This is a genomic window from Coralloluteibacterium stylophorae (assembly GCF_018122625.2).
GTDB lineage: Bacteria > Pseudomonadota > Gammaproteobacteria > Xanthomonadales > Xanthomonadaceae > Coralloluteibacterium > Coralloluteibacterium stylophorae.
Window position 1 is genome coordinate 479231 of the sequence record NZ_JAGQFT020000002.1, and the last position, 21961, is coordinate 501191.

The following is a 21961-nucleotide window of genomic DNA, read 5'->3' on the forward strand; positions in this document are numbered from 1 at the left end:
CGGGCCGGCGCGGGCGCGCGGACTCAGCCGGCGCGGCCGCGTCCGAACTCGTGCACGGCGTCGACCAGCACGGCGACGTGCTCGGGGTTCATGTCCGGCGCCATGCCGTGGCCGAGGTTGAACACGTGCCCGGGACCGTCACCGTAGGCGTCGATCGCGCGCCGCACCTCGCTCCGGATCACCTCCGGCGTGGCGTACAGCGTGGCCGGGTCGAGGTTGCCCTGCAGGGCAACGCGGCCTGCGGTGCGGCGCCGCGCCTCGTCGAGCGAGACCAGCCAGTCCACGCCGACGCCCTCGGCGCCGCTCGCCGCCAGGTTCTCGAGATACGGTGCGTTGCCCTTGCCGAACAGGATCAGCGGCGCGCGGTCGGCGCCGTCGCCGCGCGGCAGCTCGCGCGCGATGCGCTCGAGGTAGCGCAGCGAGAATTCGCGGTAGACGTGGGGCGCGAGCACGCCGCCCCAGGTGTCGAACACCTGCAGCGCCTGCGCACCCGCCTGGCGCTGCGCGTCGAGATACGCGATGACCGCGTCGGTCACCACCTCCAGCAGCCGGTGCAGGAGAGCGGGCTGGTCGTAGGCCAGCGCCTTGATCCGGGCGAAGTCCTTGCTGCCGCCGCCCTCGACCATGTAGCAGGCCAGCGTCCACGGGCTGCCGGAGAAACCGATCAGCGGCACGCGGCCGTCGAGTTCGCGGCGGATCAGGGACACCGCATCGGTGACGTAGCCGAGCGTGGCGCCGATGTCGGGCACGGCGAGCTTCGCGATGTCGGCTTCGCTGCGCACCGGGCGCTCGAACTTGGGGCCCTCGCCCTCGGCGAAATAGAGGCCCAGGCCCATCGCGTCGGGCACGGTGAGGATGTCGGAGAACAGGATGGCCGCGTCGAGGTCGAAGCGGTCCAGCGGCTGCAGGGTGACCTCGCAGGCCGCCTCCGGATTCTTGGCCAGGCCGAGGAAGCTGCCGGCGCGGGCGCGGGTCGCGCGGTACTCGGGCAGGTAGCGTCCGGCCTGGCGCATCAGCCACACCGGCGTGGTGTCGACGGGTTCGCGACGCAGCGCGCGCAGGAAACGGTCGTTCTTGAGAGGAGCGGGCACGGTGGTCCTTCCGGAGCGGGCCGTCGGCGACGGCCGGGTGGGGCGGCGTCAGTCGCCGGCGGCGGCCACAAAGCCGCGCTTGAGCTGCTGGTCGCGAAGCCGGGCGAAGGCCGCATCGGCCTCCGCGCGGTCGAGGAACTGGTCGCGCCTGAGCGTGCTGCGCCCGCCGAGCTGGCCGCTCTCGCGGGTCAGGGTCCAGCCGCCGAGCAGGTCCTGGTCGAGGCTGAGCCGCACGAAGCGCACGGGCTCGTCGGCGACGGGAGGATGCTGGAGCAGAAGACGCATCCGCCGGATTGTAGCGGCCGCCCGGGTGCGCGACGAGGCCGTCGCGGGCCTGCGGCTCAGCCCTCGGCCAGCAGTGCGCGCACCGCGGCCTCGTCCACCCCGTCGACGAGGTCGGCGCGGCCCAGCGCGCGCCACAGCACGAGCCGCAGCCGGCCGGAGAGGTTCTTCTTGTCCAGGCGCATGCGCGCCAGCAGCGCATCGGGATCGAGGCCCGGCGGGATCCGCGTCGGCAGGCCGAAGGCCTCGACCAGCTCCGCCAGGCGCTGCGCATCGTCCGCGGATGCGCGGCCGAGCCGGTGCGACAGGTCCGCGGCCAGGCGCATGCCCACCGCCACCGCCTCGCCGTGCAGCAGGCCGCCGTAGCCCTGCACGGTCTCGATGGCGTGGCCGAAGGTGTGCCCGAAGTTGAGCAGGGCGCGTTCGCCGCGCTCGGTCTCGTCGCGCGCGACGACGTCGGCCTTGTGCGCGCAGCTGCGCGCGATCGCCTCGCCCAGTACCGCCGGATCGCGCGCCAGCAGCGCCGGGGCCTGCGTCTCCAGCCAGGCGAAGAACGCGGGATCGCCGATCGCGCCGTACTTCAGCACCTCGGCCAGGCCCGCCCGCAGCTCGCGGTCGGGCAGGGTGGCGAGGACGTCGGTGTCGGCCACCACCGCCGCCGGCTGGTGGAAGGCGCCGACCAGGTTCTTGCCCTCCGGAAGGTCGACCGCGGTCTTGCCGCCGACGGAGGAGTCGACCATGGCCAGCAGCGTGGTCGGCAGCTGCACGAAACGGACGCCGCGCATCCAGCACGCGGCGGCGAAGCCGGCGAGGTCGCCGACCACGCCGCCGCCGAGCGCGACGACGGTGGCGTCGCGGCTGGCGCCGAGGCGGGCCAGGGCCGCCATCAGGTCGCCGAAGCGGGCGAGGGTCTTTTCCTGCTCGCCGGGCGGCAGCACCACGAGCTCCACGGCATGCCCGGCGAACGCCGCCCGCACCGGCGCGAGGTGGTGGGTGGCGACGTTGGCGTCGGTGACCAGCAGCACGTGCCGGCCGGGCGCGCAGGCGCGCAGGCCCTCGGCGTCGCGGAGCAGAGCGGAGCCGATGCGGATGGAATAGCTGCGATCGCCCAGGGCGACGTCGAGGATGCGTGGGTTCATCGTGGCTCGTGTTCGGCCGACCGCAGCCGGAAGGCATCGGGGAGGATGGCGACGAGGCGCGCGCAGGCCTGCTCGACTCCGCAGTCGCCGACCTCGAAGCGCTGGTGCGCGGCCTCCGCGTACCACGGCGCGCGTTCGGCGGCGAGCCGTTCCAGCACGGCGCGGCGGTCGGGCCGGTGCAGCAGCGGCCGGCTGCGGTCGCGGGCCAGGCGCTCGAGCTGGCGCTCGACGTCGATGTGCAGATGGACCACGTGGCCGGCCGCGCGCATGCGGACACGGCTGCCGGGGTCGATCACCGCACCGCCGCCGGTGGCGACGACCTGGCCCGCGCGCGCGCAGATCTCGTCGATCAGCGCGGACTCGCGGCGCCGGAAGCCGGCCTCGCCCTCGTGCTCGAAGATGGTGGCGATGGACACGCCGGTGCGGGCCTCGACGAGCTGGTCGGCGTCGACGAAGTCGAGGTCGAGGCGCGTGGCGAGCGCGCGCCCGAGCGCGGTCTTGCCCGCCCCCATGGGGCCCACCAAGATGAGGTTCGGCGCGCGCTGCATCCGCGCAATGCTAACCCGCGGGCGCGCTCAGGCCGGGCGCCTGCACGCGTCCAGCCGCAGCGTGCGCTCGGCGATGCCGGGCAGGGTGCGCAGCGCCTGCCGGCTGACCCGCTCGTAGTGCTGCACGAAGCGCAGGATCTGCGCTTGGTCCATGCCGGCGCGCCCGGGTTGCGCCGCCTGCAGTGCGCGTTCCTGCTCCAGCCGCCAGCGCGGCACGTGCTCGAAGCCGGGCGCGGCCAGGAACAGGAGCCGGTCGATGCCGCGCCACAACGGTGCGTAGCCGGCGAGGCGCGCGTTGCACCAGCCACGCCAGCTGCCGTCGGGATCCTCGTCGCGTTCAAGCGCATTCACCGGTGCGGCCAGCGCCCGTGGCGACTCCGGCGGAGTCTTCAGGAACCAGCCCTCGAAGACCACGAGGTCCGGCCGTTCGCGGATCTCGGGCCACTCCGCCAGCGGACGACGGCGGTCGCCGAGCTTGTCGAAGCTCGGCAGGCGCACGCTCCGGCCCGGGCTCCACTCCCGCAGCCGCGCCAGCGTCTCCAGGGCCAGTTCCAGGTCGTGGGTGCCGGGCGGGCCGCGCGTGGCGAGCAGGGGGTGGACCGTGCGCGCCAGCGCCAGGCGCCGGGGCCGGTCGAGGTAGACGTCGTCGATCGAGAACGTCGCCACCCGCAGTCCGCGCGCCTGCGCGAGCGCCACGAGCTGGCGCGCGAGCGTGGTCTTGCCGCTGCCCTGCAGGCCGGTGATGCCGAACACCGGCGTCGTGGCCGGCACCGCCAGCGCCTCGTCGAGCACGCCGGCGACGAGGTCGGCGGGCCATCCTGCGGACGGGGGCGACGGCGAGGGGCGCATGCGTCGACAATACGCGCCGAACCGCCTGCGAGTCCGCCATGTCCACCGTGCCGCGCGATGTCCTCGACACCTTCGAAGCCCTCCTCGAATCCGCCCGCGGCGGCGGGGAACCGGAGCCCACCGCGATGACCGTGGCGACCTCCACGCCCGAGGGGCGGCCCTCCGCGCGGACGGTGCTGCTCAAGGCGTGGGACGAGCGCGGCTTCGTGTTCTACACCCATCTCGACAGCCACAAGGGCAGCGAACTGCAGGCCAATGCGCAGGCGGCGCTGCTGTTCCTGTGGAAGTCGCTGCCGCAGCAGATCCAGGTGCGGATCGAGGGGGACGTGGAGGTCGTGGACGACGCCGAGGCCGACGCCTACTTCGCCTCGCGGCCGCGCGGCAGCCAGATCGGCGCCTGGGCCTCGCGGCAGTCGCGGACGCTGCCCGACCGCGGGACCTTCGAACGCGCGCTCGCCGAGAGCGAGGCGCGCTTCGCCGACGCCGAGGTGCCGCGCCCGCCGCGCTGGAGCGGCTTCCGCGTGGTGCCGCGGCGGATCGAGTTCTGGTACGGGATGGAGTTCCGCCTGCACGAGCGCCACGTGCACGAGCGCGACGCCGAGGGGCACTGGTCGCAGCGGATGCTCTATCCCTGAGCCGCGATCCGCGTCAGCGGAAGAACGCCTGCCTGTAGGTCGCGCGCAGCGGCGCCGGCGGCTGGCCGGCGTCGGGGTCGCCGTCGCGCGGGCGCGCCTGGATGCCGAAGGTGAGGGTTTCGCCATCGCCGTCGCCGATGCGCGCCTGGCCGAGGTAGGACACGTCGTTGCCGGCGACGACCTCGCGCATCCGCAGCGGCTGCGTCCGCCCCTGGGCATCGGTGGCGGTCACCTCCACGTCCGCGGCGACCGGCTGCGGCGCGCCCGGCTGGCCGCGCTTCTGCACCGACACCGTGAGCACCACGGTCTGCGGCGAACGGATGAGCCCGTAGCGCTGCGCGATCTCCTCGGGCAGCTGGCTGCTCGGCAGCGCGTTGTAGTGCAGCAGATAGTCGCCGGTGGCCGTCATCTGCTGCGCCGTCGCGGCGACGGGCAGGAGCAGGCCCAGGGCGAGGAGGAGGGCGGTGGTGCGCATGCGGGCTCCGCAGGTTGGCGTCCGGCGCCTAGTGTGCACCCGCGTCCGCGTGCCGGTGCGCGTCCTGCGGCGGGCGCAGCCGGCGCGCGGCATCGACCAGGCCGTGCGCCTCCAGCCAGGCGAAGGCCTCGTCGGCGTCGCGCTCGAAATAGGCCCGCGCGGAGCCGAGGCGGAAGCTGTAGCCCCAGGCGTCGAGGTCGGCGAAGGCGCGCTCGCGGCCCACGCCGAGCGCGTCGGCGACCAGCACCTGGAGCACGCACACCGCATCCTCCTCGGCGATCGAATCGGTGGCGTCGGTGTGCACCGCGGCGCGCCGCTCCGGCGGCAGCACGATCAGGTGGCAGGCCTCGTGCAGCAGCGAATGCACCGGCGTGTCGGCGCGCGCGTAGACGCGGTCGCCGATGATGCCGGCCTCCGGCTCGCCCCAGTAGCTGCCGGGGATGGCGGCGCCGTCGGCCACGCGTTCCAGCGCCAGCCCGTAGCCCGCGAGCAGGCGCGCGGGGCCGTCGAAGCCGAGGTCGGCCACGGTCATGACGCCGCCGGCGCCCGCCGGCAGGGGCTGGTCCGCGCCGCGCGGCGCGTGCTGGGGAGCGCTCATGGCCTGCACTGCCGACGCACCGGCCGGCTTCCAGCGTCAGCGCGCGCCGGAGGCCGCGGTCGCCGGGCCGTCGTTGCGGTCGGGCAGGGACACCGAGATGTCGAGCACGTCGTGGTCGCCTTCCTTGGCCAGGTCCACCTTGACCGCGTCGACGTCCACCGAGACGTACTTCTGGATCACCTCGAGCAGCTCGCGGCGCAGCAGCGGGAGATAGTCCGGGCCGCCGCGCGAGGAGCGCTCCTGCGCCACGATGATGCGCAGGCGCTCCTTGGCGACATTGGCGGTGTTCTTCGGGCGCGCCTTCAGGAAGTCGAACAATGCCATGCGTCAGCTCCCGAACAGCTTCGAGAAGAAGCCCTTCTTGTCGGCGTGGGTGTAGCGCATCGGGCGGTCCTCGCCCATCAGCCGCGCGACCGCGTCGTCGTAGGCCTGCCCGGCGCGGGTGTCCTCGGCCAGGATCACCGGCACGCCGGAATTGGATGCGGTCAGCACGTCGTTGGATTCGGGGATCACGCCGATCGCCTTCAGTCCCAGCACCTCCTCGACGTCGGCGATGCTCATCATCTCGCCGGTCTCGACCCGGGCCGGGTTGTAGCGGGTCAGCAGCAGGTGCTCGCTGACGCGGCCGCCGGACTCGGCCTTCTTCGTCTTCGACGACAGCAGGCCGAGGATGCGGTCGGAGTCGCGCACCGACGACACCTCCGGATTGACCACGACCACCGCGCGGTCGGCGAAGTACATCGCCAGGAACGCGCCCTTCTCGATGCCCGCCGGCGAGTCGCAGAGGATGTAGTCGAAACCGTCGGCCTTGAGGTCGTTGAGCACCTTCTCCACGCCCTCCAGGGTCAGCGCGTCCTTGTCGCGCGTCTGCGAGGCGGCGAGCACGTACAGGTTCTCGAAGCGCTTGTCCTTGATCAGCGCCTGGCGCAGCGTCGCCTCGCCCTGGATCACGTTGACGAAGTCGTACACGACGCGGCGCTCGCAGCCCATGATCAGGTCGAGGTTGCGCAGGCCGACGTCGAAGTCGATGACCACGACCTTCTTGCCGCGGCGGGCCAGGCCGTTGGCGATGCTGGCGCTCGAGGTGGTCTTGCCCACGCCGCCCTTGCCGGACGTCACCACGATGATTTCTGTCACTGATCAGCTCTCCAGATGCGTGTCTTGCCGGCGCCAGGGGGAGGGCCGGAGGGTCAGGTCAATTCTTCGATACGCAGGGTGTCGTTTTCCAGCCAGACCTGCACGGCCTTGCCGTGCAGGGCGGCGGGAATCTCCTCGAGCACCCTGTAGTGGCCGGCGACGGCGACGAGTTCGGCGTGGAACTCGCGGCAGAAGATGCGTGCGCGCGGGTCGTTGGACGCGCCGGCCAGCGCGCGCCCGCGCAGCGCGCCGTAGACGTGCACCGAGCCGTCGGCGATGACCTCGGCGCCGGCGCCGACCGTGGCGCAGACGGTGAGGTCGCCGCCGCGCGCGTAGATCTGCTGTCCGGAGCGGATCGGCGCGCTGAGCAGCATCGGCGCGCCGGCCGGTTCGGCCGCCGGTGCCGGCGCGGGGGGCGGCGGAGGCGGCGCGGGTTCGGGCGCGACCGGCGCCGCGCTCTCGTACTGGGCGCGGAACTTGGCCAGCACCGGCAGGCCCAGGGCCTCGGCCAGGGCCTCGCTCTCGCTGCTGCCGTAGGCCAGGGCGACGGGCAGCACCCCGGCCTCGCCGAGGCCGTCGATCAGCGCCCGCGCCTCGGCCACGCCGGGCAGCGTCGGCAGGCCGCCGAAGTCGACGATCACCGCCGCCCGCGCGAACAGCTTGGGCGCGCGCTGCACGCGCTCGCGCATCTCGCGGGTCAGGCGCGGCACGTCGAGGGTGCGCACGCGCAGGTTGGCGATGCCAACCTGGCCGATCTTGAGTTCGCCGGCCTGTTCGTAGTCGGGGATCGCAGCTGCCATCGGTCTCGTCAGGCTTCCAGGGTCTGCAGGGGGCGGCGGTGAGCCGCGGAGGGCGCCAGCCAGGGCACGTCGGGCAGGGTCTCGCCGTAGGTCTCGCGCACCCATTCGTAGCTGCACAGCGGCTTGGCCAGCAGGCTCACGCGGCGGCCGGGGCCCTCCATCACCTGCTGGCCGACCTCGCCGTAGCCGAAGGTGCCGTGGAACAGCATCGCGCCGCCGCTGGTCTCCTCGAGGAACACCTCGGAAGTCAGCATCGGCACGCGCACCTCCGCGAAGCTCTGCACGTCGGCGTAGAACACCCGGCCGACGCCGGCGCCGCGACGGGTCGTGGCGACCACGATGCGGTCGACGTAGAGGAAGGCGGGGTAGTGTTCGCGGAACCAGCGGAAGTTGGGGCTGGTGTAGTCGGAGGTGTGCAGCATCGCGACGAGGAAGCCGGCGATGCGGCCCTCCACCTCGGCGACGCGGAAGTAGTCGGCCTGCTCCCACAGCCGGCGGAGGCCGGCCTGGTCCAGCGCGAGGATCGACGGCCCGGCGGAGTTGTTCAGCGCGAGGACGGTGTCCAGTTCGTCGGCGTGAACGTCGCGCACGGTGATCGTCATCGGGGGCTCCAGGTACGGCTGCGGGCGGGCGTCGCCTCCGGCGGGCGCCGCGCGGCCGGCAGTATCGCACGCCCGCGCCGGCGCTTGGGCGCAGGGGCATGACTTGCGTCCGATGTCCGCGGGCCCGTCCGGCCCCGTAGGATCTGGCGGATGCACCTGCGCCTGACCATCCCCCTGCTGCGCTACGTCGGGTTCCTGACCTGGGCGATCGTCGGCATGCCGCTGCTCTACAGCTGGTACTACCCGGAGCTGTCCGGGCTGGCCGGCTCCGCGATGCGGGTGGGCTGGTGGCTGACCGCCTACCTCGCGTTCGGCGCGATCTACTGGTTCGTGACCCGATCCCTGGGCGTGCGCCGCACCGGCTGGGTCGACATCCTGATGCTGCTGGCGCTCACCGTGGCGGCGATCGCGGTGAGCTTCTTCAACGCCTCGGGCCTGGGCAGCATCCTGCTGATGGTGGTGGCCGGCGTGCTGCCGTGGTTCCTGCCGCTGCCCCTGGGCGCGAGCTGGCTGCTGGTCGCCAATCTCGCGGTGATCCCGGTGTTCCACTTCGGGCTCGGCTTCTCGCCGTTCGAGGCGGTGATGCAGGCGCTGCTCTACGCGCTGTTCTGCGCGTTCGTGTTCGCGACCGGCAACGTCGCCATGCAGCAGGCCGAGGACCGCGAGGAACAGCGCCGCCTCAACGCCGAACTGCACGCCACGCGGACCCTGCTGGCGGAGAGCGCCCGGCTCAACGAGCGCACCCGCATCTCGCGCGAGCTGCACGACCTGCTCGGCCACCACCTCACCGCGCTGAGCCTCAACCTGGAGGTGGCGGGCCACCTGTCCACCGGCAAGGCGCAGGAGCACGTGCGCCAGGCGCACACCCTGGCCAAGCTGCTGCTGACCGACGTGCGCGAGGCGGTCAGCCAGATCCGCGACAGCGGCGCCATCGAGATCTCCGCCGCGCTGCGCGCACTCGCCGAGGGCGTGCCGCGGCTCGACGTGCGCCTGCAGCTTCCGGAGCATTTCGCCCTCGACGATCCCGAGCGCGCGCATGCCCTGCTGCGCTGCACGCAGGAGATCATCACCAACGCCGTCCGTCACGCCGACGCCCGCACCCTGTGGCTGACCTTCGAACGCCACGACGACGCGCTGCACGTGCACGCGCGCGACGACGGCCGCGGCGCGCCGGGCTTCGTCGCCGGCAACGGCCTGCGCGGCATGCGCGAGCGGCTGCGCGCCCACGGCGGCAGCGTCGAGATCCGGACCGTGCCCGGCCAGGGCTTCGCCCTCGAGATCCGCATGCCGCTGGCGGGATTCGACGCGGTGGCGCAGCATGCCGCCGCCGAGACGGACGCCGCCGGCGACTCCTTCACTTCCCAAACGAGGTCCGCATGATCCGCGTGTGTCTGGTCGACGATCAGACCCTGGTGCGCCAGGGCATCCGTTCGCTGCTCGAGCTGGCCGAGGACATCGAGGTGGTCGCCGAGGCCGGGGACGGGCGCCAGGCGGTGGAGCTGGTCCCGACGGTGAAGCCGGACGTGGTGCTGATGGACATGCGCATGCCGGTGATGTCCGGGCTCGAGGCGCTGCAGGCGCTGAGCGCGGCCGCCGCGTTGCCGCCGACCATCATCCTCACCACCTTCGACGACGACCAGCTCGTGCTCGCCGGGATCAAGGCCGGCGCCAAGGGCTACCTGCTCAAGGATGTCTCGCTCGAGCAGCTGGTCGACGCCATCCAGACCGTGGCCGGCGGCGGTTCGCTGGTGCAGCCGGCGGTGACCCAGCGCCTGCTGTCCGGGCTCGAACACATGCAGAACGAGTTCGTGAGCCTGGAGCGCCCGGATCCGCTGACCGACCGCGAGACCGAGATCCTGCGCCTGATGGCGGGCGGCTTCAGCAACAAGGAGATCGCCAACTCGCTCGGGGTGGCCGAGGGCACGGTGAAGAACCACGTCTCCAACATCCTCTCCAAGCTCGGCGTGCGCGACCGCACCCGGGCGGTGCTCAAGGCCTTCGAGCTCAAGCTGGTCTGAGCGGAGGATGCCCGGCCCGTCGCAGCGCTCCGGGCGTTCGCCGGCGCGCGAGGCGGTGCCTCGCAGGCGGCGCCGGCTTACCCTCTCCAAGCTCGGCGTGCGCGATCGCACCCGGGCGGTGCTCAAGGCCTTCGAGCTCAAGCTGGTCTGAGGGGAGGATGCCCGGCCCGTCGCAGCGCTCCGGGCGTTCGCCGGCGCGCGAGGCGGTGCCTCGCAGGCGGCGCCGGCTCACCCTCTCCAGGCTCGGCGTGCGCGACCGCACCCGGGCCGTGCCCAAGGCCTGCGAGCTCGGGCCGGTCCGCGGGGAGGGGCTTCCGGGGCCCGGCCTCGGCGGGCTGGAGCGCGCCCGCATCGGGCCCTTCTCGGGGTCGGGCGCGCGAGTCGGCCCGGGCCGGATTCCAGGGCCGTCGCGGGCCGGCCGGCCGCCGCGCAAATCTTCCGTACGCGCATGCGGCAGTCGCTTCTTCCCTGCTAGCATAGCGGTTCCTGCCCGTTCCCTTCGGCCGTTCCGGCGCGGCAGGCCGTCTTTGGAGACCGCGAATGACCCGTGTCCTTGAGTTCATCGTTGCAGCCGTCCTGGTTGCAGTGCTGTTTGTGATCGTCGGCCTGGTGCTGCCCTCCGAGCGCACCGTGAGCCACACCGTCGAGACCAACCGTCCGATCACGGTCGTCTACGACGTGGTCAACAGTTTCAAGCGCTTCAAGGACTGGAGTCCGCTGACCCAGAAGGATCCGCGGATCACGTACACGGCCTCCGGCGCCGAGGTCGGCGAGGGCGCGTCGCTTGCCTACAACTCGCGCAACCGCGACGTCAACCAGGGCTCCTGGAAGATCGTCTCGTCGACGCCGCAGGAGCAGGTCGTGTACGACGTCGAGAACGACGCCCGCGGCCAGGACAAGACGATGACCTTCGACCTGCGCAAGACCGGTCGCAATGGCCGCAACGTCGAGATCAAGCAGACCTACCACGTCGACTACGGCTTCGACCTGTTCGGCCGCTACGCCGGCATGTACGTCGACCGCACCGTCGGCGGCGACCTCAAGCGCGGTCTCGAGAACCTGAGCACCATGCTCACCACCATCCCGCGCTTCGACTACAGCGTGCTGCCGCGCCCGGTGCAGGTCGTCGACGTGGCGCAGCGCAACGCGCTGGTCGTGCCGACCAACGCGCCGCGCAACAACGACGGCATGATCCTCGCGGTCGAGAACAACCTCGGCTGGATCGAGCGGGTCATGGAGAGCAACGACCTGGTCGCCGACGGTCCGCTGCGCCTGGTCACCACCGAGTACGGCGCCGAGAACTACGCGTTCGACCTGGTCCAGCCGGTCCGCCGTCTCGCCGACGGCGAGGAGGCGCCGGAGCAGGCGACCGCCTCGCGCGACGAGGACGAGGGCGAGGACGGCGAGGAGAACGGCGACGGGCAGGCCACGGCCATGACCGGCGACGAGGAGCAGCCGCTGGTGACCCTGCCGGCGAACTACGCCGCCGCCGAGCGCCGCGAACCGCTGCCCGAGCTGGAGAGCCTGGACATCGAACTCGCCGGTCCGGTGCTGCTGCGCCGCACCTACGAGGGCCGCGCCGCGATGACGGTGTACGTCGGCCATCCCGCCGGCCTGCCGGCGATCCGCGACCAGATCCGTGCCTGGCTGCTGGTGCACGGCGAGGAGACCCAGGGCCGTCCGTTCGACGAGTACCTGCTCGGCGCCGCCAAGAGCTTCGCTCCGGATTCCGAGTTCGCCGTGTACTGGCCGATCAAGACGCCGGGCCAGCCGGACTGGGTCGAGCCGGAGCCGATCGGTGGCGAGCAGGCCGCCGACGCGGACGGCGAGGACGCCGAAGAGGAGTGAGGGATCGCGCCGCCCAGCGGCGCTCCCGCCATCCAGCAGCCAGCAAGGGCCTCCGCGTGCGGAGGCCCTTTTCGTTCCGGCCCTCATCGCCGCTCGCCCCGGAGTCGCCCCATGCACGACGCGCCGTCCGCGCACGATCCCGTGTCCCTGCCGATGCGCCTGGCCGCCGCTGCCGGCGCCCTGCTGTGCGGCCTCGCCGTCGCGCTCGGCGCCTATGCCTCGCACGGCGCGGAGGGCGCCGCCGCGGTGCGGCTGGGGCTGGCCGCGCTGTTCGCCTTCGGCCACGGACTGGCGCTGGTGCTGCTCGCGCCGCGTGTGCGCGGCTGGGGCGCGCTGGTGCCCCTGGTCCTGCTGGCCGGCGTCCTGCTGTTCTCCGGAAGCCTGGTCGCCGCGGTGCTGACCGGCGCCTCGACGCGGCTCGCGCCGGCCGGCGGCGGCCTGCTCATGCTGGGCTGGCTGGTGCAGGCGGTGGCGTCGCTGCGGCGACGCTGAAGGCTCGGCGCGGCGCCGCGGTGTCGCGATGCCGCCAGTGCCAGGGCTCGTAGACGATGCCGTGCGGGTTGTCGCGCGGGTAGCTCATCGTGAAGCCGAACTCGCCCGCCCGCCGCGCCAGCCAGGCGAAGGCCGCCGTGCGTTCGAAGCTCTCCTCGGCCGGCGGCTCGCCGCGGGTGCCGATGTCGAGCGCGTCGCCGCCGTGGTGCTCGCTGTAGCCGGGCGCGGCGTTGACGGCGAGGATCTCGGCCACGGTCTGCCCGCGCGCCAGCTTCCGGCGGAAGATCCCGAGCTGGTAGGCGTGGCTGCGGTAGCCGGAGATCGCGTCCAGGTGCACGCCGTCGGCCCGCGCCGCGGCCTGCAGTCGGCGCCAGCCGCGGGCGGCGCCGGGCGTCAGCCACAGTGGTCGACGGTAGCGGTCGACGCCGGCGAAGGCGAGCCCCCGCGGCTCGGCGACGAGGGCGAGGCCACGTTGCGTCCCGTAGTCGGGCGGCACCGCAAGTTCGGCGAGCGCAGCGTGCATCGACACCAGCGGGAGCGTATCCGCAGGCCTGCGGCCGCGCAGCGCCGGCAGCAGCTGTCGCAGCGTGCGCAGGAGACGGCGCCCGGCCGGATCGAGCGGAACCAGCGCCCGCGCGGGTCCGACGGCGGCGAGGAAGCGGCCATCCGACTTGCGTCGCAGCAGCCATTCCGAGCGCGCGAGGATGCGTGCCGTGGCGCTGCCGCGCGGTCGCGCGAGCGCCGCCGGAATGGCCTCGAACCGCTCGAAGTTGATCAGCTGCCAGGCGTCGCGCCGCATCGCGCAAGTGTAGTCGCCCGCCGGGCATGGCCGACAGCGGAAGCGGCCGGCGGTGCAGTGCGGCCGCGGTCGTTCCGCGTGGGGCGCCAGCATGCTCGCGCTGCGGCCGTGGCGGTGCGGGCTCGCATACACTGCGCGTTTCCACCCGCACTGGATGCATCGTGAGCTCGAGCCCCGCCGCCGTTCCCTCCGTCACCCTCGGTACCCCGCTCACGCCGGACGCGACGCGCGTGCTGCTGCTGGGCGCGGGCGAGCTGGGCAAGGAAGTGGCGATCGAGCTGCAGCGCTTCGGCGTCGAGGTGATCGCGGCCGATCGCTACGCCGATGCGCCGGCGATGCAGGTCGCGCACCGCAGCCATGTGCTGGACATGCTCGATCCCGAGGCGCTGCGCGCGCTCGTCGCCGAGGAGATGCCCGACCTCGTCGTGCCCGAGATCGAGGCGCTGCACACCCAGACCCTGGTCGAGCTGGAGCGCGACGAGGGCCTGCGCGTGATCCCCACCGCGCGCGCGGCGCGCCTGACCATGGACCGCGAAGGCATCCGCCGCCTCGCCGCCGAGACGCTCGGCCTGCCGACCTCGCCCTACCGCTTCGTCGATACCCCCGACGACTTCCGCGCCGCCGTCGCCGCGGTCGGCCTGCCGTGCGTGGTCAAGCCGGTGATGAGTTCCTCGGGCAAGGGCCAGAGCGTGGTCCGCGGCGAGGGCGACATCGAAGGCGCCTGGGACTACGCGCAGACCGGCGGCCGCGCCGGGAAGGGGCGGGTGATCGTCGAGGGCTTCGTCGACTTCGACTACGAGATCACCCTGCTGACGGTGCGTCATCGCGACGGCACCGCGTTCTGCGCGCCGATCGGCCACACCCAGGTCGATGGCGACTACCGCGAGAGCTGGCAGCCGCAGCCGATGTCCGATCTCGCGCTGGAACGCGCGCAGGCGATCGCCGCGGCGGTGACCGCCGAGCTCGGCGGCTTCGGCCTGTTCGGCGTGGAGCTGTTCGTGAAGGGCGACCAGGTGTGGTTCTCCGAGGTGTCGCCGCGGCCGCACGACACCGGCCTGGTGACCCTGGTCTCGCAGGACCTGTCGGAGTTCGCGCTGCACGCGCGCGCCATCCTTGGGCTGCCGGTCCCCGCGATCCGCCAGCTCGGCGCCTCCGCGTCCTGCGCGCTGCTGGCCGAGGGGAACGGCGTGCCGGTGTTCCGCGGCCTGGAGCAGGCGCTCGCCGCCCCCGACACCGCGCTGCGCCTGTTCGGCAAGCCGCGGGTCGAGGGCCGGCGCCGCGTCGGCGTGACCCTGGCCCGCGGCGCCGACCTCGAATCCGCACGCGCCGCCGCGCGCGATGCCGCCGCGGCGATCGCGATCGACTGGAACTGAGCGCGAGCCACCGCCTCAGCCGCCCATCCGCCGCCAGTGCCCGCCCTCGAGCATCTCCAGGGGGCGGTAGCGGGTCTTGTAGTCCATCTTCGGGTGCGCGCGGATCCAGAAGCCGAGATAGACGAAGGTGCGGCCGGTGGCGCGGGCGTGCTCGACCTGGCGCAGGATCGCCAGCGTGCCGAGGCTGCGCGCGGCGAGGTCGGGATCGAAGAAGGTGTAGACCGCCGACAGCGCGTCCGGGGTGGCGTCGGTGACGGCCACCGCGACCAGCCGCCCGGCCTCGCGCAGTTCCAGGAAGCGCGTGGTCTGCCAGCCGCTGGCGAGGAAGGCGTCGAAGTCGCCGGGCGCGGGATCGTCCATGCCGCCGCCGGCGTGGCGCGCGGCGAGGTACCGGGTGTAGAGCGCGAAGCGTTCGGCGGTATGGCCCGGCGCGGTCTCGACCAGGGTCACGTCCGCATTGCGCGCCAGGCAGCGGCGCTGGTTGCGGTTGGGGACGAAGTCGGCGACCCGGATGCGCACCGGCACGCAGGCGCTGCAGCCGGCGCAGTGCGGGCGGTAGACGTGCCCGCCGGAGCGGCGGAAGCCCTGCGCCAGCGCCGACGGGTAGGCCAGCGGCAGGCGCGGGTCGTGCGGATCGAGCACCAGGTCGCGCGCCTGGCGGTCGTCGTAGTAGCCGCAGGCGTGGGCGTGGGTCAGGTACAGCCGCAGCGGTTCGGAACGGGACATGGCGGAAGCGTGGCGCCGCGTCGCGGGCGGTGTCAGCCGCCGAAGATCTGGTACAGGGCCGCGACCACCACCGCGGCGACGATCGCCAGCATCAGGATCCGCACCCGCATCACGACGGCCTTGCGGCGCGACTGCGGCGAGCCGGCGGCGGCGCGCGGCGCGCCGCCCGGCAGGTAGCTGTCGAAGCCGGTGTCGCCGCGGGTACTGTCGATCAGGCCGGCGCCGCGCAGCAGCTCGCGGGCGCGGACCTGGTCGCGCGTGTGCACGATCCACAGCGCCGGCTGCGGCTGCGATCCGGGGATGTCGCGATAGCTGAACTGGCGCCGCCGCGCGCCACCGTAGGAGCGGCCGTTGGTGATGTGGGTGGCGATGCCCTCGTCGTTGAGCATCTGCGCGACGCGCTCGACGTTCTCCAGGCGTGGCGAGGTGAAGACCTGGCGCATGGCGTCAGGCCTTGCCGCCGTTGCGGTCGACCACGCGGATCAGGCCTTCCTGCGCGGTCGATGCGATCAGGCGACCGTCGCGGCTGAAGATCTGCCCCCGCGCCAGCCCGCGGCCGCCCGACGCGCTCGGGCTCTCGCAGGCGTAGAGCAGCCATTCGTCCGCGCGGAACGGGCGGTGGAACCACAGCGCGTGGTCGAGCGAGGCCATCTGCACGCCCGGCTGGTAGTAGCTGATCCGGTGCGGGAAGGTCGCAGTGCCGAGCAGGTGGAAGTCGGACGAGTACGCCAGCAGCGCCTGGTGCAGGTGGATGTCGTCGCCGACCGGCCCGATCAGGCGGAACCACACGTACTGCAGCGGCGGCATCGTCGCCGGGTCGAGTTCGTTGCGCGGGTCGACGTGGCGGAACTCGAACGGCCCCTCGCGCGTGACCCAGCGCTGGATCTTGGGCGGCAGCTTCGCGATCACCTCCGGCGGGATGTTGGTGCCCGGGCGCAGGGTTTCCGGTGCCGGCACCTCGGGCATCGCGGCCTGGTGCTCGGCGCCGGACTCGCGGTGCTGGAACGAGCAGGTCGCCACGAAGATCGGCTGGCCGTGCTGGATGGCGGTGATGCGACGGGTCGAGAAGCTGCCGCCGTCGCGGGTGCGCTCGACGGTGTAGACGATGGGGTGCTCGATGTCGCCGGCGCGCAGGAAGTAGGCATGCAGCGAGTGCACGTCGCGCGCGGGGTCGGTCATCGTGCGCTGCGCCGCCGACAGCGCCTGGCCCAGCACCTGGCCGCCGAACACGTACTTGGTGCCGATGTCGCGGCTCTGCCCGCGGAACAGGTTGTCCTCGAGGCGTTCGAGGGCGAGCAGATCGGTGAGTTCGGCGACGACGGAATCGGACATGTCGGCAACGGGCACGGACGGGGCGGCAGTATAGCGGGCGCCCCGCGCGGCCTCAGGGCTCGGCGCGGATGCGCTCCAGGCCGCTGCCGGCCAGCACCTCCGGCCAGGGGAACAGCGGCCCCGGATCGCGCTTGCGGAACACGCGCCGCGCCGGGTCGTCGCTGGCCGGCTCGGTGGCGGTGTCGAGATCCTCGTGGCCGGCGATGTAGACGAGGTTCGGCAGCGCCTCGCGCAGGCTGGCGAGCAGGGCCTTCAGCGTCTGGATCTGCGCCGGCGTGTAGGGCTCGTCCATCGCCTGGTGGCGCGAGTCCAGCCAGTGCGGGTAGCGCCCGGTGTTGACCAGCTCGATGCCGACCGCGCGCTCGTTGTAGCCGCGGGTGTGGTGGGCGACGCGCTCGGGCGCGACGTAGACGTGCAGGCTGCCGTCGCGGTCGATGTAGTAGTGGCCGCTGTTGCCGGTGCCGCTGCCGTAGAGCACACGCTCGCCGAAGCGCCGCGCGCTGGCGAGGTCGGGGGTCTCGGTGCAGTGGATCACGACCAGGTCGATCGCCGTGCGCGGGCGCTCGGGGAGACGGATCTCGTAGGGCAGGGGAGCGTGGTGGCCCGTGGCGAGGACGTCGGCGGGCGGCAGGTCGGCGGGCATGCGCGGATGCTAGCAGGCGCGTGCGCGTCGCCTGCCGCGCGGGCTGCCTCTATCATCGCGCCCCCATGCGCCCGACCCGCCGTCCTCCCGCCGACTCGCCGCTCGGCCGCCTGCTCGCGACCCTGCCGCGGCCGGGGCGGATCGAGTGGATCGGGCTGCGTCCCGCGCGCGACGTGCCGATGCACGAGGTCGAGGCGGTGGCCGCCGTGGTCGGTGCCGGCCTCGACGGCGACCGCTACCGGGGCACGAGCGGCGCGCGCGACGTCAGCCTGGTCCAGGCCGAGCACCTGCCGGTGGTCGCGACGCTGGCCGGGCTGCCGCGGCTCGAACCGGCGCGCCTGCGCCGCAACCTCGTGGTCAGCGGCATCCCGCTGGCGGCGCTGCGCGGGCGCCGGTTCCGGATCGGCGACGACGTGGTGCTGGAAGGCACCGGGCCCTGCGACCCGTGCTCGCGCATGGAGCTCGCGCTCGGCCGCGGCGGCTACAACGCCATGCGCGGCCACGGCGGGCTGGTCGCGCGCATCGTCGCCACCGGCGTCATCCGCGTCGGCGACGCGGTGCGTCCTGTCGACGATGCGCCGGTGCCGTCGGACGTCGCCCAGCACGCCCTGTTCTGACATCTCCCCAAGCCAAGGACCGCCATGCACGGCCACGTCATCCTCTCCCACGGACTCGAAAGCAGCCCCGACGCGACCAAGGTCACCGCCCTGGCCGCGGTCGCCGGGCGCCTCGGCTGGACCCACGAACGGCCGGACTACTCCGACATCGACGCCGGGCGCCGGGTCGAGGACATCGAGCTGCGCATCGCGCGGCTGCGCGAACGTGCGGAGCGGGTCGAAGGGCCGCTGGTACTGGCGGGCTCGAGCATGGGCGCCTTCATCTCCGGCTTCGTCTCCGAGCAGGTCGCCTGCGAGGGCCTGTTCCTGATGGCGCCGCCGATCCGCATCGACGGGTTCGGCCGGCGCTTCGACGCCGCGCGGGTACCGACCCGCATCGTCCACGGCTGGGACGACGAACTGATCCCCGCGCAGGCGGTCATCGACTGGGCGCTGCCGCGTCGCGACGGCCTGGTCCTGGTCGACGACAGCCATCGGCTCGCCGGCCACGTCGACTTCTGTGCCGAGGAGTTCGGCCGCTTCCTCGCCGCGCTCTGACTCAGGGCGCGACGGCGTCGGCGAGGATGCGCGCCCCGTCCTCGGCGACCGGGTCGCCCGCGACGCGCGCCTGTGCGGCCTCGGCCGCGCGGACCACCGGGCAGCAGCGCAGCATCACGTCGAGGTCGAGCTGGACGTGCTCGAGCAGGAAATCGACGAAGGCGCGCACCTTCGGCGACTGCACATGCCCACGCGGGAACACCGCGTTGAGCGCGTACTCGCCGCCGGACCAGCCGGCCAGCACGCGGCGGACCAGGCCCTTCTCGACCGCCGTCTTCACCATCATGTCGGCGCCCATGATGATGCCCTCGCCGCACAGCAGCGCGCCCTTGAGCGCCGCCGGATCGTTGGCGACCAGTACCGGATTGACCGGGAAGTCCCTCGGCCCGTCGCCGTCGTCGAGGGTCCAGCAGTAGGCGTTGCCGCGGCGGTGCTTGGTCATCGCCAGCACGCGGTGGTGCTGCAGGTCGTCCGGATGCAGCGGCTCGCCGTGGCGCTCGATGTAGCTGGTGCCGGCGTAGGCCTCGATCCTCAGGCTGCCCAGCGGGCGGGCGATCAGGTTCGAGTCCGGCAGGTTGCCGATGCGCAGCGCGACGTCGATCTCGCCGGCGATGAGGTCCAGCGGCTCGTTGCTCAGCAGCATCTCGACCCGGACCTCGGGATGGCGCGCGTGGAACTCGCCCAGCAGCGGCGCGATCTTGTCGATGCCGATGGAGTAGGGCGCGGTGAAGCGCAGCCAGCCGCGCGGACCCGCCTGCAGCTGGGTGACGGCGCTCTCGGCCTCGGCCAGGTCGCGCGCGATGCGCTGGGAGTGTTCGTAGTAGACGTTGCCGGCCTCGGTGAGACCGAGCCGCCGCGTGGTGCGGTGCAGGAGCTGCGCGCCGAGGCGCTCCTCGAGTTCCTGCACCTTGCGGCTGACGGTGGTCTTGGGCAGGCGCAGCGCGCGCGCGGCGCTGATGAAGCTGCCCTGCTCGACCACCTTGACGAAGACGAGGGTGTCGTTGAGATCGCGGGACATCGGGGTTCCTTCTCGATTGGACCGGAAGCGGGATGATTATTCCCTTAAATCCCGACTAATCAACTCCTGTTTCGATGCCTAGTCTGCGCGGCATCGTCCGCACCGGAGTTGTCGTCGTGACCCAGCGTATCACCGCAGCCGTCCGCGCCTTCCTTTCCGAAGATGCCTTCGGGCGGGTGTTCTCGCCCGCGCCGGATCAGGAGCCGCGCAGGGCCGGAACGGCTGCAGCCGGCGTCGACGGCGCTGCCGCAAGGAGCGGAAGCGGACGCCGGGTTACCGAGGCAGTGCTCGGGACAATCCCTAATGCGGGAGAGAAAATCCCGGGGGCGGGACAGTGACCGGCGAAGTGCTGGTGCTCGGCGCGACCGGGACGGTCGGCGGCGGCATCGTCGCCTCGCTGCTGGAGGCGGGGCACCGCGTCATCGCGGTCGGTCGCCGCGGCGACCGGCTCGCGGCGCTGCGCGAGCATTGCGGCGCCCTGCGCGGCCTGGAACTGCTTCCGGGCTCCGTCGCCGAGGAGACCGACGGCCAGGCGCTGGCGGCGGCGCTGCGCCAGCGCCGGCGTCCGCTGGCGGCGGTGGTGGCCAGCCTGTCCGGCGGCCGCGAGGGCGGGCGCATGCTGGACCGCCCCGCCGAGTTCCTGCGCCGCCGCCTCGACGAGGACCTGATCCCGCACCTGGTCGCGGTGCGCCATCTGCTGCCCCTGCTGGCGCAGAACACCGACGGCGGCGACTACGTGCTCATCGGCGGCCCGGGCGCCGCCCACCCGTGGTCCGGCTACGGCCACGCCTCCATCGCCGCGTCGGCGATGCGCATGCTCGCCCGCGTGGTGCACGGCGAGGCCGCGCCGCTGGGCGTGCGCGTGCAACTGCTCTCGGTGAGCCAGCCGGTGCGCTCGGAGGCCAACGCCAGGCATGCCTGCGCCGACTGGCCGAGCGCGCGCGCGGTCGGCTACCGCGTCGCCGGCCTGCTTTCGGCGCAGGCGCCGGCGCGGCCGGTGATCGAGTTCGAGCCGCCGCCCCGCCGGTCGGCGCCGCATGTCGATACCAGACCGGCGGGCGCCGCCGGCTTCCCAATCGAGTTTCCCCGTTCCCGTTCCGACCAGGAGTCCCTCCGATGATGTCCATCCCTTCCCCACGCGGCCGCGATCGCCTGCGCACCGCCCTGCTGAGCGTCGCCGTCGCTGCGGTCTTCGCCGGGCTCGGCGGCCTGACCGGCTGCGGCAGCAGCGCCGCCGATGCCGCCGCACCGCCGCCGCCCGAAGTCGGCGTGGTCGCCGCCGAAGTCCGCGAGGTGCAGCAGTGGGACGAGGTCAACGGCCGGGTCGAGGCCGTGCAGCACGTCGAACTGCGTCCGCGCGTGTCCGGCTACATCGACAAGGTCAACTACCGCGAGGGCCAGCTCGTCGCGCAGGGCGACGTGCTGTTCCAGATCGACGACCGCAGCTACCGTGCGGCGCTGGCCGAGGCCGAGGCCGCGCTCGCCAACGCCCGCGCCCGCGCGGCGGTCGCGCGCAGCGAGGCGGCGCGTGCGCAGAAGCTGGTCGAGCTCAATGCGGTCTCCACCGAGCAGAACGAGCAGCGCCGTGCCGCCGCCGCGCAGGCGGACGCGGAGGTGCAGGCCGCGCAGGCTGCCGTGGACGCGGCGCGCCTGGACCTCGAATTCACGCGCGTGCGTGCGCCGATCGCCGGCCGCGCCGGCCGCGCCCTGGTCACCGCCGGCAACCTGGTGAGCGCCGAGAGCGGCGTGGTGCTGACCACGCTGGTGTCGGTGGATCCCATCCACGTGCACTTCGACACCGACGAGGCCACCTTCCTGCGCTATGCCGGCCTCGCCCGCGCCGGCGAACGTCCGAGCGAGCGCGACGCCGCCGTTCCGGTGCAGGTCGGGCTGGTGAACGAGGAGGGCTTCCCGCACGCGGGCGTGGTCGACTTCCTCGACAACCGCGTCGACCCCGCCACCGGCTCGATCCGCGCGCGCGCGGTGCTCGACAACAGCGACGGCAGCCTGACGCCGGGCCTGTTCGCGCGCGTGCGCGTGCTCGGCAGGGGCGCGTCCGAGGCGCTGCTGATCGACGACAAGGCGGTGCTGACCGACCAGGACCGCAAGTACGTCTACGTGGTCGACGCCGAAGGCCGCGCGCAGCGCCGCGACGTCCGGCTCGGCCGCGTGGTCGACGGCCGGCGCATCGTCGAGGACGGCCTCGCCGCCGGCGACCGGGTGATCGTCAGCGGCGTGCAGAAGGTGTTCTTCCCCGGCATGCCGGTGCAGGCGGTGGCGGCCGCGGACGCGGACGCGCCCGCCGTCGCCCGCGCCGACTGATCCCGCGCGGCGCGACCGCCGATCCATCCACGAGCCCGCCGCAGAGCGGGCGCGATGTCCCCCGTTCCTCCTCCAAGGCG

The 21961-nt window shown here is 73.2% G+C and carries 26 protein-coding genes and 2 pseudogenes; 11 read left to right on the forward strand and 17 right to left on the reverse strand.

Going from position 1 to position 21961, the window contains the following annotated elements:
* Positions 1–23: 23 nt before the first annotated feature.
* Genes hemE through KB893_RS04570 form a run of 5 tightly spaced genes read right to left on the reverse strand, consistent with a single transcriptional unit; the run spans position 24 to position 3909 of the window.
* Complete coding sequence (hemE, locus tag KB893_RS04550; RefSeq protein ID WP_211925228.1) at positions 24–1091, reverse strand: uroporphyrinogen decarboxylase; 1068 nt, start codon at positions 1089–1091, stop codon at positions 24–26.
* A 48-nt stretch (positions 1092–1139) separates the two neighbouring features.
* Entirely contained in the window at positions 1140–1376 is a 237-nt protein-coding gene (locus KB893_RS04555; RefSeq protein WP_211925229.1) for a WGR domain-containing protein, read from the reverse strand.
* A 56-nt stretch (positions 1377–1432) separates the two neighbouring features.
* Positions 1433–2512 (reverse strand): 3-dehydroquinate synthase, encoded by a 1080-nt coding sequence (aroB, locus tag KB893_RS04560; protein WP_211925230.1) that lies wholly within the window; start codon positions 2510–2512, stop codon positions 1433–1435.
* The gene (locus KB893_RS04565) at positions 2509–3060 is read right to left on the reverse strand and encodes a shikimate kinase (protein ID WP_211925231.1); all 552 of its coding nucleotides are present in this window, start codon (positions 3058–3060) and stop codon (positions 2509–2511) included. Before KB893_RS04565 ends, aroB begins: the two co-directional genes overlap by 4 nt.
* A gap of 27 nt (positions 3061–3087) precedes the next feature.
* Positions 3088–3909, reverse strand: coding sequence for a kinase (locus KB893_RS04570; protein WP_211925232.1), 822 nt, complete (start codon positions 3907–3909; stop codon positions 3088–3090).
* A gap of 38 nt (positions 3910–3947) precedes the next feature.
* Here KB893_RS04570 and pdxH point away from each other — a divergent pair, with 38 nt between their 5' ends.
* Entirely contained in the window at positions 3948–4544 is a 597-nt protein-coding gene (gene pdxH / locus KB893_RS04575) for a pyridoxamine 5'-phosphate oxidase (protein ID WP_211925233.1), read from the forward strand.
* Positions 4545–4557: 13 nt separating this feature from the next.
* Here the strand turns inward: pdxH and KB893_RS04580 are convergent, their stop codons facing one another.
* Genes KB893_RS04580 through KB893_RS04605 form a run of 6 tightly spaced genes read right to left on the reverse strand, consistent with a single transcriptional unit; the run spans position 4558 to position 8156 of the window.
* Entirely contained in the window at positions 4558–5019 is a 462-nt protein-coding gene (locus KB893_RS04580) for a DUF4426 domain-containing protein (protein ID WP_211925234.1), read from the reverse strand.
* Positions 5020–5047: 28 nt separating this feature from the next.
* Positions 5048–5617, reverse strand: a complete 570-nt coding sequence (locus KB893_RS04585) for a hypothetical protein (protein WP_377730742.1) — start codon at positions 5615–5617, stop codon at positions 5048–5050.
* A gap of 36 nt (positions 5618–5653) precedes the next feature.
* Positions 5654–5941, reverse strand: a complete 288-nt coding sequence (gene minE / locus KB893_RS04590) for a cell division topological specificity factor MinE (RefSeq protein ID WP_211925235.1) — start codon at positions 5939–5941, stop codon at positions 5654–5656.
* A gap of 3 nt (positions 5942–5944) precedes the next feature.
* Positions 5945–6754, reverse strand: coding sequence for a septum site-determining protein MinD (gene minD, locus KB893_RS04595; RefSeq protein ID WP_211925236.1), 810 nt, complete (start codon positions 6752–6754; stop codon positions 5945–5947).
* A 53-nt stretch (positions 6755–6807) separates the two neighbouring features.
* Positions 6808–7554, reverse strand: coding sequence for a septum site-determining protein MinC (minC, locus tag KB893_RS04600; protein ID WP_211925237.1), 747 nt, complete (start codon positions 7552–7554; stop codon positions 6808–6810).
* An 8-nt stretch (positions 7555–7562) separates the two neighbouring features.
* Positions 7563–8156 carry a GNAT family N-acetyltransferase gene (locus KB893_RS04605; RefSeq protein ID WP_211925238.1) on the reverse strand — a complete coding sequence of 198 codons (594 nt, stop codon included), beginning with the start codon at positions 8154–8156 and terminating at the stop codon, positions 7563–7565.
* 150 nt (positions 8157–8306) lie between these two features.
* Here KB893_RS04605 and KB893_RS04610 point away from each other — a divergent pair, with 150 nt between their 5' ends.
* The 5 genes and pseudogenes from KB893_RS04610 to KB893_RS04630 all read left to right on the forward strand — a co-directional run bounded on the left by KB893_RS04610 (position 8307) and on the right by KB893_RS04630 (position 12514).
* Positions 8307–9536, forward strand: a complete 1230-nt coding sequence (locus tag KB893_RS04610; RefSeq protein ID WP_211925239.1) for a sensor histidine kinase — start codon at positions 8307–8309, stop codon at positions 9534–9536.
* Positions 9533–10174, forward strand: a complete 642-nt coding sequence (locus tag KB893_RS04615) for a response regulator (protein ID WP_211925240.1) — start codon at positions 9533–9535, stop codon at positions 10172–10174. The genes KB893_RS04610 and KB893_RS04615 overlap by 4 nt, the downstream gene beginning before the upstream one ends.
* Positions 10175–10256: 82 nt before the next feature.
* Positions 10257–10325, forward strand: a pseudogene (locus KB893_RS18250) (DNA-binding response regulator); the annotation flags it as partial.
* Between the two features lie 389 nt (positions 10326–10714).
* Positions 10715–12022, forward strand: coding sequence for an SRPBCC family protein (locus KB893_RS04625; RefSeq protein WP_211925242.1), 1308 nt, complete (start codon positions 10715–10717; stop codon positions 12020–12022).
* Positions 12023–12133: 111 nt separating this feature from the next.
* Positions 12134–12514 carry a DUF423 domain-containing protein gene (locus KB893_RS04630; RefSeq protein WP_246505306.1) on the forward strand — a complete coding sequence of 127 codons (381 nt, stop codon included), beginning with the start codon at positions 12134–12136 and terminating at the stop codon, positions 12512–12514.
* Between the two features lie 31 nt (positions 12515–12545).
* On the opposite strand, the pseudogene KB893_RS04635 reads toward KB893_RS04630, so the two are convergent.
* Positions 12546–13313, reverse strand: a pseudogene (locus KB893_RS04635) (M15 family metallopeptidase); the annotation flags it as partial.
* A 161-nt stretch (positions 13314–13474) separates the two neighbouring features.
* Between KB893_RS04635 and purT the strand changes: the two are divergent.
* On the forward strand, positions 13475–14686 hold the full coding sequence (purT, locus tag KB893_RS04640) for a formate-dependent phosphoribosylglycinamide formyltransferase (RefSeq protein WP_338026850.1): 1212 nt from the start codon (positions 13475–13477) through the stop codon (positions 14684–14686).
* A gap of 15 nt (positions 14687–14701) precedes the next feature.
* Here purT and KB893_RS04645 read toward each other — a convergent pair whose 3' ends face one another.
* From KB893_RS04645 to KB893_RS04660, 4 genes are read right to left on the reverse strand one after another with little or no spacing between them, the layout of a single operon-like run.
* Entirely contained in the window at positions 14702–15412 is a 711-nt protein-coding gene (locus KB893_RS04645) for an arginyltransferase (protein WP_211925245.1), read from the reverse strand.
* Between the two features lie 32 nt (positions 15413–15444).
* Positions 15445–15855, reverse strand: a complete 411-nt coding sequence (locus KB893_RS04650; protein ID WP_211925246.1) for a pathogenicity-like protein — start codon at positions 15853–15855, stop codon at positions 15445–15447.
* A 4-nt stretch (positions 15856–15859) separates the two neighbouring features.
* Positions 15860–16744, reverse strand: coding sequence for an acyl-CoA thioesterase II (tesB, locus tag KB893_RS04655; protein WP_211925247.1), 885 nt, complete (start codon positions 16742–16744; stop codon positions 15860–15862).
* 52 nt (positions 16745–16796) lie between these two features.
* Positions 16797–17387: an N-acetylmuramoyl-L-alanine amidase gene (locus tag KB893_RS04660; protein ID WP_211925248.1), complete on the reverse strand. Its 591-nt coding sequence runs from the start codon at positions 17385–17387 to the stop codon at positions 16797–16799.
* A 65-nt stretch (positions 17388–17452) separates the two neighbouring features.
* Here KB893_RS04660 and KB893_RS04665 point away from each other — a divergent pair, with 65 nt between their 5' ends.
* Complete coding sequence (locus KB893_RS04665; protein WP_211925249.1) at positions 17453–18004, forward strand: MOSC domain-containing protein; 552 nt, start codon at positions 17453–17455, stop codon at positions 18002–18004.
* A 24-nt stretch (positions 18005–18028) separates the two neighbouring features.
* A complete protein-coding gene (locus KB893_RS04670; protein ID WP_211925250.1) occupies positions 18029–18541 on the forward strand; it encodes an alpha/beta hydrolase in 513 nt (170 codons plus the stop codon).
* Between the two features lies 1 nt (position 18542).
* Here the strand turns inward: KB893_RS04670 and KB893_RS04675 are convergent, their stop codons facing one another.
* Positions 18543–19559: a LysR family transcriptional regulator gene (locus KB893_RS04675; RefSeq protein ID WP_211925251.1), complete on the reverse strand. Its 1017-nt coding sequence runs from the start codon at positions 19557–19559 to the stop codon at positions 18543–18545.
* A gap of 334 nt (positions 19560–19893) precedes the next feature.
* Here KB893_RS04675 and KB893_RS04680 point away from each other — a divergent pair, with 334 nt between their 5' ends.
* Positions 19894–20679, forward strand: a complete 786-nt coding sequence (locus KB893_RS04680; protein WP_213173477.1) for an SDR family NAD(P)-dependent oxidoreductase — start codon at positions 19894–19896, stop codon at positions 20677–20679.
* Positions 20679–21881, forward strand: coding sequence for an efflux RND transporter periplasmic adaptor subunit (locus tag KB893_RS04685; protein WP_211925259.1), 1203 nt, complete (start codon positions 20679–20681; stop codon positions 21879–21881). The genes KB893_RS04680 and KB893_RS04685 overlap by 1 nt, the downstream gene beginning before the upstream one ends.
* Positions 21882–21961 lie beyond the last annotated feature (80 nt).

Excerpts from the sequence above, each read along its gene's own strand:
- KB893_RS04675 (WP_211925251.1), bottom strand. The coding sequence starts at position 19,559 with ATGTCCCGCGATCTCAACGACACCCTCGTCTTCGTCAAGGTGGTCGAG.
- KB893_RS04645 (WP_211925245.1), bottom strand. The coding sequence starts at position 15,412 with ATGTCCCGTTCCGAACCGCTGCGGCTGTACCTGACCCACGCCCACGCC.
- KB893_RS04610 (WP_211925239.1), top strand. The coding sequence starts at position 8,307 with ATGCACCTGCGCCTGACCATCCCCCTGCTGCGCTACGTCGGGTTCCTG.
- KB893_RS04565 (WP_211925231.1), bottom strand. The coding sequence starts at position 3,060 with ATGCAGCGCGCGCCGAACCTCATCTTGGTGGGCCCCATGGGGGCGGGC.
- KB893_RS04685 (WP_211925259.1), top strand. The coding sequence starts at position 20,679 with ATGTCCATCCCTTCCCCACGCGGCCGCGATCGCCTGCGCACCGCCCTG.
- KB893_RS04605 (WP_211925238.1), bottom strand. The coding sequence starts at position 8,156 with ATGACGATCACCGTGCGCGACGTTCACGCCGACGAACTGGACACCGTC.
- KB893_RS04625 (WP_211925242.1), top strand. The coding sequence starts at position 10,715 with ATGACCCGTGTCCTTGAGTTCATCGTTGCAGCCGTCCTGGTTGCAGTG.
- aroB (WP_211925230.1), bottom strand. The coding sequence starts at position 2,512 with ATGAACCCACGCATCCTCGACGTCGCCCTGGGCGATCGCAGCTATTCC.
- KB893_RS04570 (WP_211925232.1), bottom strand. The coding sequence starts at position 3,909 with ATGCGCCCCTCGCCGTCGCCCCCGTCCGCAGGATGGCCCGCCGACCTC.
- KB893_RS04660 (WP_211925248.1), bottom strand. The coding sequence starts at position 17,387 with ATGCCCGCCGACCTGCCGCCCGCCGACGTCCTCGCCACGGGCCACCAC.
- pdxH (WP_211925233.1), top strand. The coding sequence starts at position 3,948 with ATGTCCACCGTGCCGCGCGATGTCCTCGACACCTTCGAAGCCCTCCTC.
- KB893_RS04630 (WP_246505306.1), top strand. The coding sequence starts at position 12,134 with ATGCACGACGCGCCGTCCGCGCACGATCCCGTGTCCCTGCCGATGCGC.
- KB893_RS04615 (WP_211925240.1), top strand. The coding sequence starts at position 9,533 with ATGATCCGCGTGTGTCTGGTCGACGATCAGACCCTGGTGCGCCAGGGC.
- tesB (WP_211925247.1), bottom strand. The coding sequence starts at position 16,744 with ATGTCCGATTCCGTCGTCGCCGAACTCACCGATCTGCTCGCCCTCGAA.
- KB893_RS04585 (WP_377730742.1), bottom strand. The coding sequence starts at position 5,617 with ATGAGCGCTCCCCAGCACGCGCCGCGCGGCGCGGACCAGCCCCTGCCG.
- minC (WP_211925237.1), bottom strand. The coding sequence starts at position 7,554 with ATGGCAGCTGCGATCCCCGACTACGAACAGGCCGGCGAACTCAAGATC.
- minE (WP_211925235.1), bottom strand. The coding sequence starts at position 5,941 with ATGGCATTGTTCGACTTCCTGAAGGCGCGCCCGAAGAACACCGCCAAT.
- KB893_RS04665 (WP_211925249.1), top strand. The coding sequence starts at position 17,453 with ATGCGCCCGACCCGCCGTCCTCCCGCCGACTCGCCGCTCGGCCGCCTG.
- KB893_RS04555 (WP_211925229.1), bottom strand. The coding sequence starts at position 1,376 with ATGCGTCTTCTGCTCCAGCATCCTCCCGTCGCCGACGAGCCCGTGCGC.
- KB893_RS04580 (WP_211925234.1), bottom strand. The coding sequence starts at position 5,019 with ATGCGCACCACCGCCCTCCTCCTCGCCCTGGGCCTGCTCCTGCCCGTC.
- KB893_RS04650 (WP_211925246.1), bottom strand. The coding sequence starts at position 15,855 with ATGCGCCAGGTCTTCACCTCGCCACGCCTGGAGAACGTCGAGCGCGTC.
- KB893_RS04670 (WP_211925250.1), top strand. The coding sequence starts at position 18,029 with ATGCACGGCCACGTCATCCTCTCCCACGGACTCGAAAGCAGCCCCGAC.